At 45.2% G+C, this 14,693-nt stretch carries 11 protein-coding genes and 1 pseudogene; all 12 read left to right on the top strand.

The window, feature by feature from the left end:
* Window positions 1-29 precede the first annotated feature (29 nt).
* The 12 genes and pseudogenes from HMPREF9624_RS09250 to HMPREF9624_RS09195 all read left to right on the top strand — a co-directional run bounded on the left by HMPREF9624_RS09250 (window position 30) and on the right by HMPREF9624_RS09195 (window position 14,646).
* Window positions 30-1,244 (top strand): iron-containing alcohol dehydrogenase, encoded by a 1,215-nt coding sequence (locus HMPREF9624_RS09250; RefSeq protein WP_009537510.1) that lies wholly within the window; start codon window positions 30-32, stop codon window positions 1,242-1,244.
* 250 nt (window positions 1,245-1,494) lie between these two features.
* A complete protein-coding gene (locus HMPREF9624_RS09245) occupies window positions 1,495-2,904 on the top strand; it encodes a hypothetical protein (protein ID WP_009537509.1) in 1,410 nt (469 codons plus the stop codon).
* A gap of 32 nt (window positions 2,905-2,936) precedes the next feature.
* Window positions 2,937-4,760, top strand: a complete 1,824-nt coding sequence (locus tag HMPREF9624_RS09240) for an ABC transporter permease (protein WP_009537508.1) — start codon at window positions 2,937-2,939, stop codon at window positions 4,758-4,760.
* 1 nt (window position 4,761) lies between these two features.
* Entirely contained in the window at window positions 4,762-6,378 is a 1,617-nt protein-coding gene (locus HMPREF9624_RS09235) for an ABC transporter ATP-binding protein (RefSeq protein WP_009537507.1), read from the top strand.
* Window positions 6,379-6,431: 53 nt separating this feature from the next.
* Window positions 6,432-7,616, top strand: coding sequence for an extracellular solute-binding protein (locus tag HMPREF9624_RS09230; RefSeq protein WP_009537506.1), 1,185 nt, complete (start codon window positions 6,432-6,434; stop codon window positions 7,614-7,616).
* Window positions 7,613-9,367: a sensor histidine kinase gene (locus HMPREF9624_RS09225; protein WP_009537505.1), complete on the top strand. Its 1,755-nt coding sequence runs from the start codon at window positions 7,613-7,615 to the stop codon at window positions 9,365-9,367. Before HMPREF9624_RS09230 ends, HMPREF9624_RS09225 begins: the two co-directional genes overlap by 4 nt.
* Before the next feature lies 1 nt (window position 9,368).
* Window positions 9,369-10,115: a response regulator transcription factor gene (locus HMPREF9624_RS09220; protein ID WP_009537504.1), complete on the top strand. Its 747-nt coding sequence runs from the start codon at window positions 9,369-9,371 to the stop codon at window positions 10,113-10,115.
* A gap of 104 nt (window positions 10,116-10,219) precedes the next feature.
* Window positions 10,220-11,303 (top strand): annotated as a pseudogene (locus HMPREF9624_RS09215) (ABC transporter ATP-binding protein).
* Window positions 11,293-12,111, top strand: a complete 819-nt coding sequence (locus HMPREF9624_RS09210; protein ID WP_009537501.1) for an ABC transporter permease — start codon at window positions 11,293-11,295, stop codon at window positions 12,109-12,111. Before HMPREF9624_RS09215 ends, HMPREF9624_RS09210 begins: the two are co-directional and overlap by 11 nt.
* A complete protein-coding gene (locus HMPREF9624_RS09205; protein ID WP_009537500.1) occupies window positions 12,111-12,911 on the top strand; it encodes an ABC transporter permease in 801 nt (266 codons plus the stop codon). The genes HMPREF9624_RS09210 and HMPREF9624_RS09205 overlap by 1 nt, the downstream gene beginning before the upstream one ends.
* 52 nt (window positions 12,912-12,963) lie before the next feature.
* Entirely contained in the window at window positions 12,964-14,133 is a 1,170-nt protein-coding gene (locus HMPREF9624_RS09200) for an ABC transporter substrate-binding protein (protein ID WP_009537499.1), read from the top strand.
* A 264-nt stretch (window positions 14,134-14,397) separates the two neighbouring features.
* A complete protein-coding gene (locus HMPREF9624_RS09195) occupies window positions 14,398-14,646 on the top strand; it encodes a DNA-directed RNA polymerase subunit alpha C-terminal domain-containing protein (RefSeq protein WP_009537498.1) in 249 nt (82 codons plus the stop codon).
* The last annotated feature ends 47 nt before the right edge of the window (window positions 14,647-14,693 follow it).

The following is a 14,693-nucleotide window of genomic DNA, read 5'->3' as shown; positions in this document are numbered from 1 at the left end:
GTTGGAAGGTCTATTTAAGGAGGCTTAAGATGAGATTTACTTTACCAAGAGACATTTACCACGGAGAGAATGCGTTGGAGGCACTGAAGACTTTCAAAGGAAAGAAAGCCTTTGTCTGCGTGGGCGGCGGATCGATGAAGCGTTTCGGCTTTTTGGACAGAGTAGTACAATACTTACAGGAAGCCGGTATGGAAGTAAAGCTTTTTGAAGGGATTGAGTCCGATCCTTCCGTAGATACCGTAATGAAGGGCGCAAAGGAGATGCAGGATTTCGGACCGGATTGGATTGTTGCCATCGGCGGAGGTTCTCCTATTGATGCGGCTAAGGCAATGTGGATTAAGTATGAGTATCCGGATTGCACCTTTGAAGATATGTGTAAAGTATTCGGTATCCCGACACTGAGAAACAAAGCGAAGTTCTGTGCGATTTCTTCTACTTCCGGAACCGCTACCGAGGTAACCGCATTTTCCATTATCACGGACTATGAGAAAGGAATTAAGTACCCGATTGCTGACTTCGAAATCACTCCGGATGTTGCCATTGTTGACCCGGCTTTGGCACAGACCATGCCGAAGAAGCTCGTTGCGCATACCGGAATGGATGCATTAACTCATGCGGTTGAAGCTTATGTTTCTACCGCAAATTGCGACTACACGGATCCTTTGGCACTGCATGCCATTGAGATGATTCGGGATGACCTGGTAGATTCCTATAATGAAGATAAGAACGCCAGAAATGAAATGCACAATGCACAGTGTCTTGCCGGAATGGCATTTTCCAATGCATTACTGGGAATCGTGCATTCCATGGCACATAAGACCGGTGCCGTATTCGGAGACTTAGGCGCTCACATTATTCACGGTGCGGCAAATGCCATGTATCTTCCGAAGGTTATCGCATTCAATGCCAAGGATGAGACGGCGAAGAAGCGTTATGCCAAGATTGCCGATGTAATCGGTCTTTCCGGAAACAGTGATGACGAAAAGGTAAAGGCATTGATTACTTACGTCAGAGGCTTAAACGACAAGCTGAACATTCCGCATTGCATTAAGAACTATGGCGCAGATTCCTATCCGACAGAGCAGGGATTCGTTCCGGAGAAGATTTTCTTAGAGAGACTCCATGATATCGCAGCCAATGCCGTTGCCGATGCCTGCACAGGATCCAATCCCCGTCAGCCGAGCGTAGAGGAAATGGAAAAGCTCTTAAAGTGCTGCTACTATGACACGGAAGTGGATTTCTAAGCGGTGTTTTTCGCTTAGTATTCCTATGCGAGCTTAGCGGGAGGAGTGTGCCCTGCAACGAAGCTGTACAGCATATAGGTATTTTGCTTTTTTGAAGTTTTCACGAAGAGAGGAAGACAAAGCACAGAAATCTCAAAGATTTCGCAGTTTTGTCTCCTTTTTTTTGTTTTCAGAAAAATATACAATCATTTTTAACAGTATTTTTGTGCGGTTTGGCACGAAAGTATACACATTGTATAAGGAGGAAAATATGAAAAAAACTTTGTCGGTACTTCTTGCTATGGCAATGACCATAGGGCTTGTAGCTTGCGGAGGGGCAAGTGCAAACAAAACGACCACCGGGGCGGACCAGACTACGGCGGCCGGTTCCGAAAAGGAAGCTGCGGAGGACAGCAAGAAGGCGGAAAATCTCACGGAAACCCAGAAAATCATTCAGGAAGCTCAGGGAATGACCATGGAGGAGCTTGCGAAAAAAGCCATTGAAGAGTCCAACGGAAAGATGTTCTACGGTGTCGGAAATTCCAGCCGCGGAAAAACAGCGCTTCCTCTCTTCATTGATTATTTAAAGACGATTGATCCCTCTTACAACATGGATTTCGAGTGGCAGCAGCCGAAGAACAATAAAATCTTTGATCAGCTGAATGCAGACAATAAGAAGGATGTAGGAACTTTTGCGATGACATTGATTCAGGACGGAAACCAGATTAAGACCAAGATGACGGATACCGGAATTCTGGACACCTTCATTCCGAAAGAGTGGGCTGAGGCAAACGGAACGACTCCGGATCAGTATAAGGGCTTCCTTCCTTTACAGACTCTGAATAAGGTATTTATGTATAACTCAACCGGAAACAAGACCTACAACAATGTGTGGGATTTTGTTGCAGAAGGCGAGCATGGCCTTTTCATGGGTGTGGATTCCGAAATCGTAGGAAAGAACTTCCTTTATATGTTGACAAAGGACGAGTATGCAGCTTGGATGAAGGAAGCCTTTGATGCTCTTCCGGAAGACAAGAAGAGTTATTTCCAGCCGACTGTGACAGAGTGTAAAGCTACTGCAGAAGAGTTTGGACTCGGTGATGACGCAGCATACTCCTTGGCTTGGATTAAACTTTGGATGGCGAGCTACAATGAACAGACAGATGACGGACCTATTTGCACAACTTTGACCGATGCATCCGCTAAGGATCAGTTCGGACTCTTGGTTTATTCCAAGCTTCGTTCCATTGAAGAATCTCCGACCGTGTCCGTAAACAACATCAAGGTAGCTGCTTATCAGGACGGCTATAAGGGTGTCGGCGGTTTCGGATATTGCCATTATCTCTTTGTTACGGATAACAGTCCGCTTCCTTGGACAGCTTGTGCATTCATTGCTTACTTAACCACTACCGAAGACGGCTTCTCCGCATGGGGTAAGGATATGGGAGGATATTCCTCTAATCCGGTCGTTGCGAAGGAAAATGAGGAAAAGTTCCATCATGAAAAAGGCGGAATGGCTGCAGACGGTACAACAGTAGAATTTGACGCCAAGAATGACCGCGGCTATGAGTGGTGGACAACAGACGGAAAGCTTGTTTTAGAGGATCCCGATTATTGCGCAGATGCAGCTTTCGGAATCGGTTCCTGGATTGAAGTATTAGACAAGAACAGTGCGCAGTAAAGCTTTACTTTGCTAACTTTTAAGGAGTAATCATGGCAAATAACATGACATTAAAGACTTCAACGGTACGAAGAAATAAGATTCGAACTTATTTTTCCAAGCCTCATAATGTAATCTTGCTTTTGATGGGCATTGTGCTGACTTTTACGACTGTGGCACCGATTGTTGCCATTATTCGGGATACTTTCGTAATTCATCCGGGTACCATTGATGCGCATTTAACGGGGCAATCGGAAGGCTTTACTTTAATCAATTACATTGATTTGTTTACCAGCAAGTTAGCAAAGACAAATCTTTGGATACCACTCTTAAATACGATGCTGCTTGCAGTCGGTACTTGCGTGGTATCCATCCTCTTCGGAGGAATCATGGCTTTTCTGGTTACCAGAACAAATCTTGCCTGGAAAAAATATTTAAGTTCCATCTTTATTTTTCCCTATATCATGCCACAATGGACTTTGGCCGTTGTATGGCAGCATATGTTCAACAGTAATGCGGTAACGGGAACACAGAACGGTCTCCTAGCAGCGCTTACAGGTATCACCATGCCGCTATGGTGGTGTAAGGGGCTTTTCCCGAGCCTCCTTGTTCTCGGGATGCACTATGCGCCTTTCGCCTATATTCTGATTGGCGGTATTTTCAGAAATATGGATGCCAACCTGGAAGAGGCGGCAACGATTCTCGATACACCCAAGTGGAAAATCATGACCAGGATTACGCTTCCCATGGTAAAGCCGGCAATTTTATCTACCATTCTTTTGGTTTTCGGCTCCGCAATGGGATCCTATCCGGTTCCGCACTACTTGGGCCTCACTACTCTTTCCACGAAGTATGTATCCATGAACTCCAAGTACACGGGAGAAGCTTCCGTGCTTGCCATCATCATGATGCTCTTTGGTGTAGCTATCATGCTGATGAATCAGATTTCCCTTACAAGTAGAAAGAACTACACTACCGTGACGGGAAAGTCGGGACAGATTTCCAAGATTCAGCTCGGAAAGCTGGGACGCTATATTATTGCCTTCATTTTAGTGATACTGACCTTCTTCACGTCCATTTTCCCCATCCTAAGCTTTGCGGTGGAAACTTTCCTGCCGAACCCCGGAGACTATTCCTTCCTTTATACGGGAGACCTCTCCAACCTCACGACAAAATGGTGGGTTACGGCGGAGAATATTACGGAAAACGGTATGTACGGGCAGATGGGAATCCTGTACAACAACACCATCAGGACGGCATTTTTTGGAACGCTTTTAGTATCCTTTGCCTGTGCCATCCTCGCTGGAACCATCGGAACGCTGATTGGCTATGCCGTTTCCAAAAACAGGCGCTCCAAATGGGCGAATTATGTGAATGCGGTGGCCTTCCTTCCTTACCTCATGCCTTCTATTGCTGTGGGAGTAGCTTATTTCATCCTCTTTTCGAACAAATACATTAACCTCTTTAATACCTATTGGCTGTTAATTATTGTAGGAACGATTAAATACATTCCCTTTGCTTCCAAGGCGGCATTGAATTCCATGTTACAGCTCTCGGGAGAGATTGAAGAATCGGCAATCATCTTGAACATTCCCTGGATACAGAGAATGACAAGAATCATCATTCCGATTCAGAAGTCTTCCATTATCAGCGGATATTTGCTTCCCTTTATGACCTGCTTAAGAGAATTGTCGCTCTTTATGCTGCTTTGTGTACAGGGATTCATCTTATCGACGACTTTGGATTATTTTGACGAAATGGGACTTTATGCATTCTCCAGCGGAATCAATCTGATTCTGATTGTTACGATTTTGATTTGTAATTCGATTGTGAACAAGGTGACCGGAGCAAGCTTGGATAAGGGTATAGGAGGTTAGTATGCCGAAGATTCAATTAGAACATGTTACAAAACACTGGAATAAGTTTTACGCTACAGAGGATGTCTCTCTGGAGATTGAAGACAATGCCTTTATCACCCTTCTCGGACCTTCCGGTTGCGGTAAAACAACTATTCTTCGAATGATCGCAGGGTTGGAAACACCGACCAGCGGAAAAATCACGATTGGGGATCAGGTCGTGTTTGACAGCGAGCAGGGAATCAATATCCCGGCCAACAAGCGCCGTGTAGGATTCCTTTTCCAGAACTATGCCCTTTGGCCGAACATGACGGTACAGGAAAATATTTCCTTCGGCCTGCAAAATGTGAAGGATGTCCTTCCCAAGGTGGATTTTGAAACAAAGGTATCAGCCGATTTGGCGCGTTGCCTGGAAAAGCCGGAGGAAGTAAAGCGCCTTACGGAAGAATGCAAGGACAGAAACGGAAAAATTGATGAGAAGCGTTGTCTGATTAAGCTGATTGACTATTTTACGATTTCTATGCCGACAGCGAAAAAGCTTTACGCCTATCACCTGGAGGAGGGAAAGGATGTCCGGGAAGAGCTGGCAGCTTTAAAAAAGAAGGTGCAGGAAACCTGTATTGCAGAAGGCCTGAATGAGAAATTCCAGTATGTGAAAAACGGCGAAGTGGTGAAGGAAGAGAGAAAGCTTTCGGCGGAAGAAATGGATTTGGCGCTTCGTAGAGTTTCCCGAATCGTAAAAATCGGAATGTTTATGGACCGTTATCCGGCAGAGCTTTCCGGAGGACAGCAGCAAAGAGTGGCGATTGCCCGTACCCTGGCTCCAAAGCCCAGAGTACTTTTCATGGATGAGCCTCTTTCCAACCTCGATGCCAAGCTAAGGCTTGAAATGCGCTATGAGTTGCAAAGACTGCATGTAGAGACAGGCTCCACCTTTGTTTATGTCACCCATGACCAGATGGAGGCCATGACCCTTGCCACCAAGATATGCTTACTGAACAACGGCGTTTTACAGCAGTATGCCGTTCCGCTTACCGTGTATAGCGAGCCGGAAAATACCTTTGTTGCCGATTTCGTGGGAAACCCCTCTATCAATTTTATTGAGGCTAAGGGGGCACAGAAGGAAGACGGAACGATTTCCTTACAACTCTTAGGGAAAGACGCGGTATTCACTCCGGAGAAAGAGCTGAAGCTTGCCGAATGGTTTTCAGAAAGAGACAGGAAGAAAGAAGAGAGAGAAAAGGAGCAGAAGAAGCGTTCGGAAGAAAAGGGCTATGTGGAAAAAGGAAACAAAGATGAAATCTTCCGCTATCCGATTTCCTACGTGAACGGAGAGGAGGGAGAATTCCACCCCGAAACGATGACGAATGATGACCTTTTACTTGCCGTTCGACCGGAGTTTATCGACATTAAATCCGGAGAAGGAATCGAGGGAGAAATCTACGGTGTAATGCCTACCGGAATGGAAACCACCGTGAAGGTGCGTGTAGGAGAGTATCTTTTAACCGGAATGGTTTTCGGAAGCGACCTTTTCTCCATCGGGGAAAAGCTGAAGCTCAGCTTTAAGGGAATGAAACTGATGCTTTTTGACAGAAAGAGCGGAGAGAGAATTGCAAATGGAAGTCTTCGTTTTTCCTAAAAGAAATATGCTATAATGGTACATATTCAGCTGATGAAGGAGCGGTACCGCAGATGTTTTCTTTTAGAAAAGAAGAAGTAAACGAGATATCGAACGCCACGCGAGCGATACTCGTTAAAAACAAGAGGTCTCAGGCTTTGCCTATGCCACTTGTTAAGAATAAGGAAGAGAAGCGGAAGGATATTCTGCTTCTCTTTTTGTGCATCTCTGTTTTCGCTCTCCTGTTCAGTTCTTGCGGAAGAAGAACGGAGGGAGAGGTGCTGAAGGCGCCGGCAGAGGATAAGAGACTGCTTATCTATACCTCCCATAAGGAAGAGCTGTGGAAGCCGATTGTGAAAGAGTTTGAAGAGCGAACAGGAATCTGGGTGGAAGTGGTTTCCGGAGGAACGAATCTTCTTCTGGAAGAGATTGCCGAGAAGAAGGGCGAAGTGGATGCGGACCTCTTTTTTGGAGGCGGCGTGGAAAGCCTGAACGCTTTTTCGGAGTATTTTATTCCCTACGAGGCAAAGGGAATAGAAGAGGTTGATCCTCAATTCAGGAGTGCGAGCGATGTTTGGACGCCTTTTTCGGCCTTGCCCGTCGTGCTGATTTATAATGAAAAATTACTTTCGCCGGAGGAATTAAGCTCTTGGGAGGATGTACTGAATCCGAAGTTTAAAGGGAAAATTGCGATGGCGAACCCCGCTCATTCCGCATCCGCCTTTACGGGTCTTTTGAGTTTTGCTGAAGCCGTGCAGGAAGATACGGATTCCACGGAAGATATCGCCGGGGATAAGGAAATTCTTCCGCGCATTGCAAAACAACTGGACGGAAAAGAATATGCGGATTCCGGGGAGGTGCCGGAAGCGGTTGCGGACGGCTCGGAGCTTGTCGGCATTACTTTGGAAGAAACTGCCTTAAAGTACATGGCGAAAGGAAAGAATATCGGCATTATTTATCCGAAAGAGGGAACCACTGTGGTGCCGGATGCGGGAGCGATATTAAAGGGGGCGAAGCATTTGGAAAATGCGCAAAAATTTTTGGATTTCAGTATTTCGAAAGATTGCCAGGATATCTTACAGAAGCGTTTCCATAGAAGAGCCGTACTAAAAAGCATGGCGGGGGAGGGGGAGCCTTCCCTCCTTGAGATAAAAAAACTTTCTTATGATATTCCTAAAATCAGTGCGGAGCGGAACAGGGTTCTTACGGACTGGAGCTTTTATATGGGACTGATAGAAGAAGAGGAAAAAGCATCATGAAAGGAATCGCTTCTTTCCGCAGGTATTTTCAAAATTCTTTTCGGAGACGTCTTTTCGGGGCGTTTCTTTTGTGTTCTCTTATTCCTCTGCTTTTAAGTCTTCTGGTTTTGTTTTCCGCCTTTCGGGGAAGCAGAAAGGAGCAGGTCGATAAGGAGGGCAGGGAGTCCCTCAAACTGATTCGGGAGAGTATTATCGAGGCGAGAGACAGCATTACCCTGGCATTGCAGGAACTTTCCGAGTCGGTCGAGCTGAAAAGGGCTTTAACGGAGGAACGCAAGGAAAGAACGGAAGTAAATCGGCTTCTCTTCTCTTTGACGGAGGGCCTCCGAGATACTGTCCGTTTTGACATTTACGATAAAGAAGGGAACTTACGCTATTCTACTGCGCCGTATCTTGAGAGCCGCAGTCTTCCGACGGATTGGGGGATATTGCAACGTGCGACACGTGCGGACAGTCCGGTGTATGAAAGCTCGGAGGGGAGTGATTCCCGTTCTCGTCTTTTTCAGATTGCAGTGAGAATTAAAGGACAGCGAGAAGGCGGTGACAAAGAGATATCGGGTTATGTCTTAGCAAGCCTTGAGGAAGAAGCGTTTCGCACACTTTTGTCCGGAAAATACGGTGTGCAGAACGGGATTTTACTGCTTAGCTCTTATTGGAGACCGGTTTATAGTGAAAATATTTTACTTCCTACAGAACTGTTTTCTACATTAAGGGAAGAGTTTTTACGGGGAAATCCGTTGGAAGATTCCACAGGAGAGTTTATTTATACGGTGACGCCAATAGAAGATATGGGGCTGTATCTTATTCTCAGACAGGAAAAACCCATCAGCAAGAACATGAATTTTCTGATGCTCTTGCTTCTCTTCTTATCCATTCTTTTTGGCGCAGCCCTGTCTTTCCTTATGGGATCCATGATGAGCAGAAGACTTTTTACGCCTATTGAAAGACTCAGAAGCGCAATGCGGGAAGTGACGCTGGATCATCTGGATGTGCGCCTTAGGGAAAGTGAAGATGAGCTGGGAGAGCTGGCAGGACGTTTTAATCGTATGACGGAGGCTTTGGCGGAAAACAGAAGAGCTCTCCTTCTTAACCAGGAAACCCTGCTGAAGAACCAAAAGGAATTAAACGAAGCGCAGATTCGGATGCTGCAGGCTCAGCTAAACCCCCATTTTCTTGGAAACACTCTGGATGCGATGAAGTGGATGGGAAAAATTCATCAGATTCCGGAAGTAGCGGAAATGGCGACAGATCTTGCAGACATCCTTCGCTTTGCCATTTCCCCCAAAGAATTTGTTTCTTTGGAGATGGAGATAGAAATCCTTAAGCGTTATATGGAAATCCAAAAAATACGAGGATTCAGTAAAATCGAGTTTCATCTTACTGTTCCGGAGAACTTACAGAACGCCATGGTTCCTCGTATGGTTTTACAGCCCCTCGTGGAAAATGCCATTTTGCACGGGATTCTTTCGGAAGGGGAAATTGAACTTTGCGCGGCGGAGCAGGATAATGAGCTCCGGATTTTGGTAAAAGACAACGGAAAAGGAATCAGGAAAGAGTTAATAGGCCCGTATTCGCCGCCCAAAGAAGATCTTGGGCATCATTTGGGGCTTTACAATGTGGATACTATTTTAAAGAAGCACTATGGAGAGCGCTACGGACTGACGATTTTGGACAGAAAAGAGGAAGAGGGAGTTTGTGGAACGATAGTACTGGCTGTTTTACCTTTGCAAAGAGAAAGACTCGAGGGATAAAATGTGGAAAGTTCTGCTTGTAGAAGATGAAAACTTAATTCGAAAAGGGATACGCATGACGGTAAATTGGGGTGCTCTTAACTGTATGGTTGTAGGAGAAGCGGAAAATGGAGAAGAGGGACTTAAAGCCGTCTCGGACTTGCATCCGGACTTGATTATTACGGACCTTCGGATGCCCAAAATGGACGGTCTGGAAATGCTGAAAAAATTGAGAGAAGAAGGGAATGAAGCGGCAGTCATTGTACTGACTGCCTATGACCAGTTTTCTTATGCACAAAGTGCACTGCGTCTTGGCGCTGTGGATTATCTTTTGAAGCCCTTTCATGACGGAGAACTGGAGGAGGCCATTCTTCGGATAAAGAAGAAAGAGGGGGAGCAGAAGGAGAAACCTCTTACATTTTCAGAATTAAAACCGGAAGGAATGAGTCGCTATATTTCGGAAGCGGCAGAGTACATTTCGCTCCATTCGGGAAACCCGGACCTTACGGTAGGGGAAATTGCCGAGAAGCTGGGCATCAGCGAGGGGCATCTCAGTCATACTTTTAAGAGAGAAACAGGGCAAACCATCTTAAGTTATATAACCGGATGCAGGATACAGAAGGCTGCTCTTGCCTTAAAGAGCGGAAAGTATAAGGTCTATGAGGTTGCGGAAATGGCGGGATATCGAGATATTACCTATTTTTCAACGACCTTTAAGAAGCTGGTGGGAAAGAGCCCCTCGGAATACCAAAGTACGGCCGGAAAATAATGCATAAATTTTTTTCCTTCATAGATTGTAAATAGCGTTGTTTTTGATACAATAGGGTCATTGCTGCCATTGCAGTAAAAAACAGAGAAGGGGGTTTTTATGAGTTGGAAAAAACGCTGATTGATTTAAGGGGAATTACCAAATCTTTTGATGGAGAGTTGATTTTGGATGATCTCAACCTTTCCATAAGAGAGAACAGTTTTGTGACTTTGCTCGGACCTTCGGGCTGCGGAAAGACCACTACGCTTCGTATCATCGGAGGCTTCGTACAGCCTGATAAAGGGCAGGTATTATTTGAGGGAAAAGACATTACCAATTTGCCGGCGAACAAACGGCAGTTAAATACGGTATTTCAGAAATATGCCTTATTTCCTCATATGAATATTGCGGACAATATTGCCTTCGGACTCAGAATACGAAAAAAATACGGAGGAGTATATTCGGGATAAGATTCAATATGCCTTGAAGCTTGTGAACTTACAAGGCTATGAGAAACGTTCCGTGACTTCGCTTTCCGGTGGACAGCAGCAAAGAATTGCCATAGCAAGAGCGATCGTGAATGAGCCCAGAGTCCTACTTTTGGACGAACCCTTGGGGGCTTTGGACTTAAAGCTTAGGCAGGAGATGCAATACGAACTGATTCGCTTGAAAAATGAATTGGGAATTACCTTTATCTATGTCACTCATGATCAGGAAGAGGCATTGACTATGTCCGATTATGTGGTGGTGATGAATCAGGGTTATATCCAGCAGGCCGGATCCCCCGAGCAGATTTACAATGAGCCGGAAAATGCTTTTGTGGCGGATTTTATCGGCGATTCCAATATCGTACCGGGCGTTATGTTAGAAGATAGACTGGTACAAATTTTTGGTGCAAACTTCCCCTGTATTGATGAGGGCTTTGGCAGAAACAAGCCGGTCGACGTGGTAATCCGACCGGAGGACGTGGAAATTTTGGAAGACGGAGACGATCGTGCGATTCTTAAGGGAACGATGACGCACATCATTTTCAAAGGAGAAATCTACGAGATGGAATGCACCACCGAAGACGGCTTTGAGTGGTTAGTGCATTCCACGGAGATGCATGAGCCGGGAAAGAAGGTGGGACTCTATGTCAGACCTTCCAATATTCAGATTATGAATAAGCCCGAGTCTGAGGACGAGGAGGCTATCGGCGTTGAAGAATAAAGAGAATACCTTACTGGCCACACCCTACCTCACTTGGATGTGTGGTTTTATTGTCATTCCGTTGGTAATGGTGATTTACTATGCCTTTACGACAAAGTCCGGGACCTTTACGCTGGAAAATGTTGGGCAGATTTTACTGTGGGAAAATTACAAGCCCCTGGTTTTGGCACTGCTTCTTTCTTTTGCAAGTACGGTGCTTTGTTTTGTTTTTGCTTTTCCGCTTGCTTTGATTCTTCGCAATAAGAAAATCGGGAAGGGCTCTTTTGTGGCGTTTGTTTTTATTCTTCCTATGTGGATGAATTCCCTGCTCCGGATTCTTGCGTGGCAGACCTTACTCGAGAGAAAAGGAGTGCTGAATGAATTTTTGCTCTTCCTCCATTTACCGAGGCAAAACCTGATTAACACCCCCTATGCCATCATTCTCGGTATGGTCTATGACTTTTTGCCTTTTATGATTTTACCGATTTACAATACTTTAAGTAAAATTGACGACAATACGATTGATGCGGCTTATGACCTTGGTGCAAGCTTCTTCACTACGCTTTGGAAGGTGATCTTACCGCTTTCCGTTCCGGGTATTGTTTCCGGAGTGACCATGGTTTTTGTTCCGGCATTGACTACCTTTGCCATTTCGAACATCCTCGGAGGCGGAAAGATTTACCTGATCGGAAATGTCATCGAGCAGGAATTTACGACGAATTCCAACTGGAATGTAGGCTCCGGACTTTCCATGATTCTCATGCTCTTTATCATTCTTTCCATGGCGATCCTTTCCCGCTATGACAATGGAGAGGGGGCGATGTTCTGATGGAAAAAAGAGGAAAAAAATGGCTGGAAAACGGGTATCTCGGCTTTGTGGTACTTTTTCTTTATGCACCTATATTTATGCTGAGCGTGCTTTCCTTTAATGCGGGACGAAGCAGGGCTCATTTTTCCGGCTTTAGTCTCCGGTGGTATGCGGAGATGTTTCAGGATGAGGCCATCTTGCAAGCCTTAAAGAATACGCTGATTATTGCGTTTTTGTCTGCTTTTATTGCAACAGTGCTGGGAACCATGGCGGCGATTGCGATTCGGAAAATGAAGAAGTTGCCGAGAAATTTGATTATCGGGGTGACGAATGTCCCGATGCTGAATGCCGACATCGTGACCGGTATTTCTTTAATGCTGATGTTTATTGCTTTTCGCTTTACCTTGGGATTTAACACGATACTCATTTCCCATATTACCTTTAACCTGCCCTATGTCCTTTTGTCGGTGCTTCCGAAGATCAGGCAGAGCTCGCAGGTAAGCTATGAGGCGGCTCTTGACCTCGGGGCGAGCCCACTTTATGCCTTTTTCAAGGTGGTGCTTCCGGATATTATGCCGGGAGTTTTATCCGGTTTTTTATTGGCCTTTACCATGAGCCTCGATGACTTTATCATTACGCACTTTACCAGAGGTGCGGGTATCGATACCATTTCCACCCTTGTGTATTCCGAGGCAAGAAAGGGAATCAAGCCGACGATGTATGCCCTGTCTACCCTGATTTTTGTGACGGTTTTTGTGGTTTTACTTTGTGCGAACTTTGCACCGGGGTTTTTTGAGCGGAAGAAGGAGAGGACTGCGTAAAGCACAGCTCTTATAAAGTATAAAAATATAGAATCAGGAAAAGGAATATCATATGTTAAAAATCATGAAACATATAAAAGGAGAACGATCCGTCTGCGGACGCTCTCGTAAGATTGCAGTTCTTTCGCTGCTTTGCATTTGTCTTACGTCCGTTTTTTTTGTAGCATGCGGAAAGAATAATACAGACACAACAGAGCAAGAAGGACAGGCGGATGCACAGGGCGACAATGTCGTTATGGTGTACAATGCGGGAGAGTATATTGACCCTGAGGTACCGAAGCTTTTCGAGGAGGAAACGGGAATCAAAGTAATTTATGATACCTTTGAAACCAACGAGGAGATGTATCCGGTAATTCAGGCAGGAGGGGTGGTTTATGATGCGGTTTGTCCTTCCGACTATATGATAGAAAAAATGATGCAGAATCATCTCTTGCAGGAGGTCGACTTTAACAATGTCCCAAACATTAAGGAAATCGGGAAGGACTACATGAAGATGTGTGAGCAGTTCGACCCGGGAAACAAATATGTTGTGCCCTACACTACGGGGACGGTAGGGATTCTTTATAACAAGAAAATGCTGGACGATCTCGGTGTGCCCTACCCGACCAAGTGGGCGGATTTATGGAATCCGAAGTTAAAGGGAGAGATTCTCATGCAGGATTCTGTGCGGGATGCCTTTATGGTGGCTCTGAAAAAAGAGGGGCATTCCATGAATACCGTGAGTGATGCGGAGCTGGATGAAGCCTTACAAGACTTGATCAAACAGAAGCCCCTGGTACAGGCCTATGTGGTGGATCAGGTAAGAGATAAGATGATTGGAGAAGAGGCTGCGGTCGGTGTCATCTATTCCGGGGAAATTCTCTATGTGCAGGGAGAACTGGAGGGAACCGATGTTGAAATTGACTATGCCATTCCGGAGGAAGGAACGAATGTCTGGTTTGACGGCTGGGTGATTCCTTGGAATGCAAAACATAAGGAAAATGCGGAGAAGTGGATGGATTTCCTTTGTCGTCCGGACATTGCTGCAAAGAACTTCGAGTACATTACTTATCCTACGCCAAACGTGGGTGCCCTTGCTCTTTTGGATAAGAGCTATACGGAAAATAAAGCCGTTTTCCCGGATATGAAAGAGGTCCTGAAAAAGGGAGAGGTCTATACTTACCTTGGAGAGGAAAATGAGGCCAAGTATAATAATCGCTGGAAGATATTGAAGGCATCGTAGAGATGGCTGAAAAATATCATCGGAGAAAATAAAAATATCATCGGAAAAAATGAGAATACCGCTTGTCAATTCCTGTTTTCTACTGTATTATCAGCTTTGAAAATTGAATCGGTTAATTAGAAGCCGCTGTTTTGATGTATGTCGATTGGAGCTCCGAGGGGGGAGTCTGTCCTTTCGAAGCTCCATCGAAACAGCGGTTTTTTTGCGCTGTTTTTTAAAACGATACCCGTAAACGAATTGATGGACAAAGAAAGGAAAAGAGAGATGGAAAAGAATTTGGAAACATTTACCCCGATTGAAGAATTACATTTAATGGTGCGTTCTTATGAGTGCTTAAAGCGTGCGGGCGTTGACAGCGTAGAGAAACTGAAGATGCTTTCGGAAGAAGATTTAGCGAATGTACGAAATCTCGGAAGGAGAAATATTGTGGATATTCAAAGAAAACTGGCAGAAAGAGAAGAGAAAAATGCGAACGAGGGAAATTCCGTTCAAAATGCCGATGAAAAATGTTAAAATAAAAAACAATTTACGAAAAATTATCTTTCTTCTTAGCGAGGACC

It is taken from the genome of Oribacterium asaccharolyticum ACB7 (genome assembly GCF_000238075.1).
GTDB lineage: Bacteria > Bacillota > Clostridia > Lachnospirales > Lachnospiraceae > Oribacterium > Oribacterium asaccharolyticum.
This window is presented reverse-complemented; position numbering and strand designations above follow the sequence as displayed.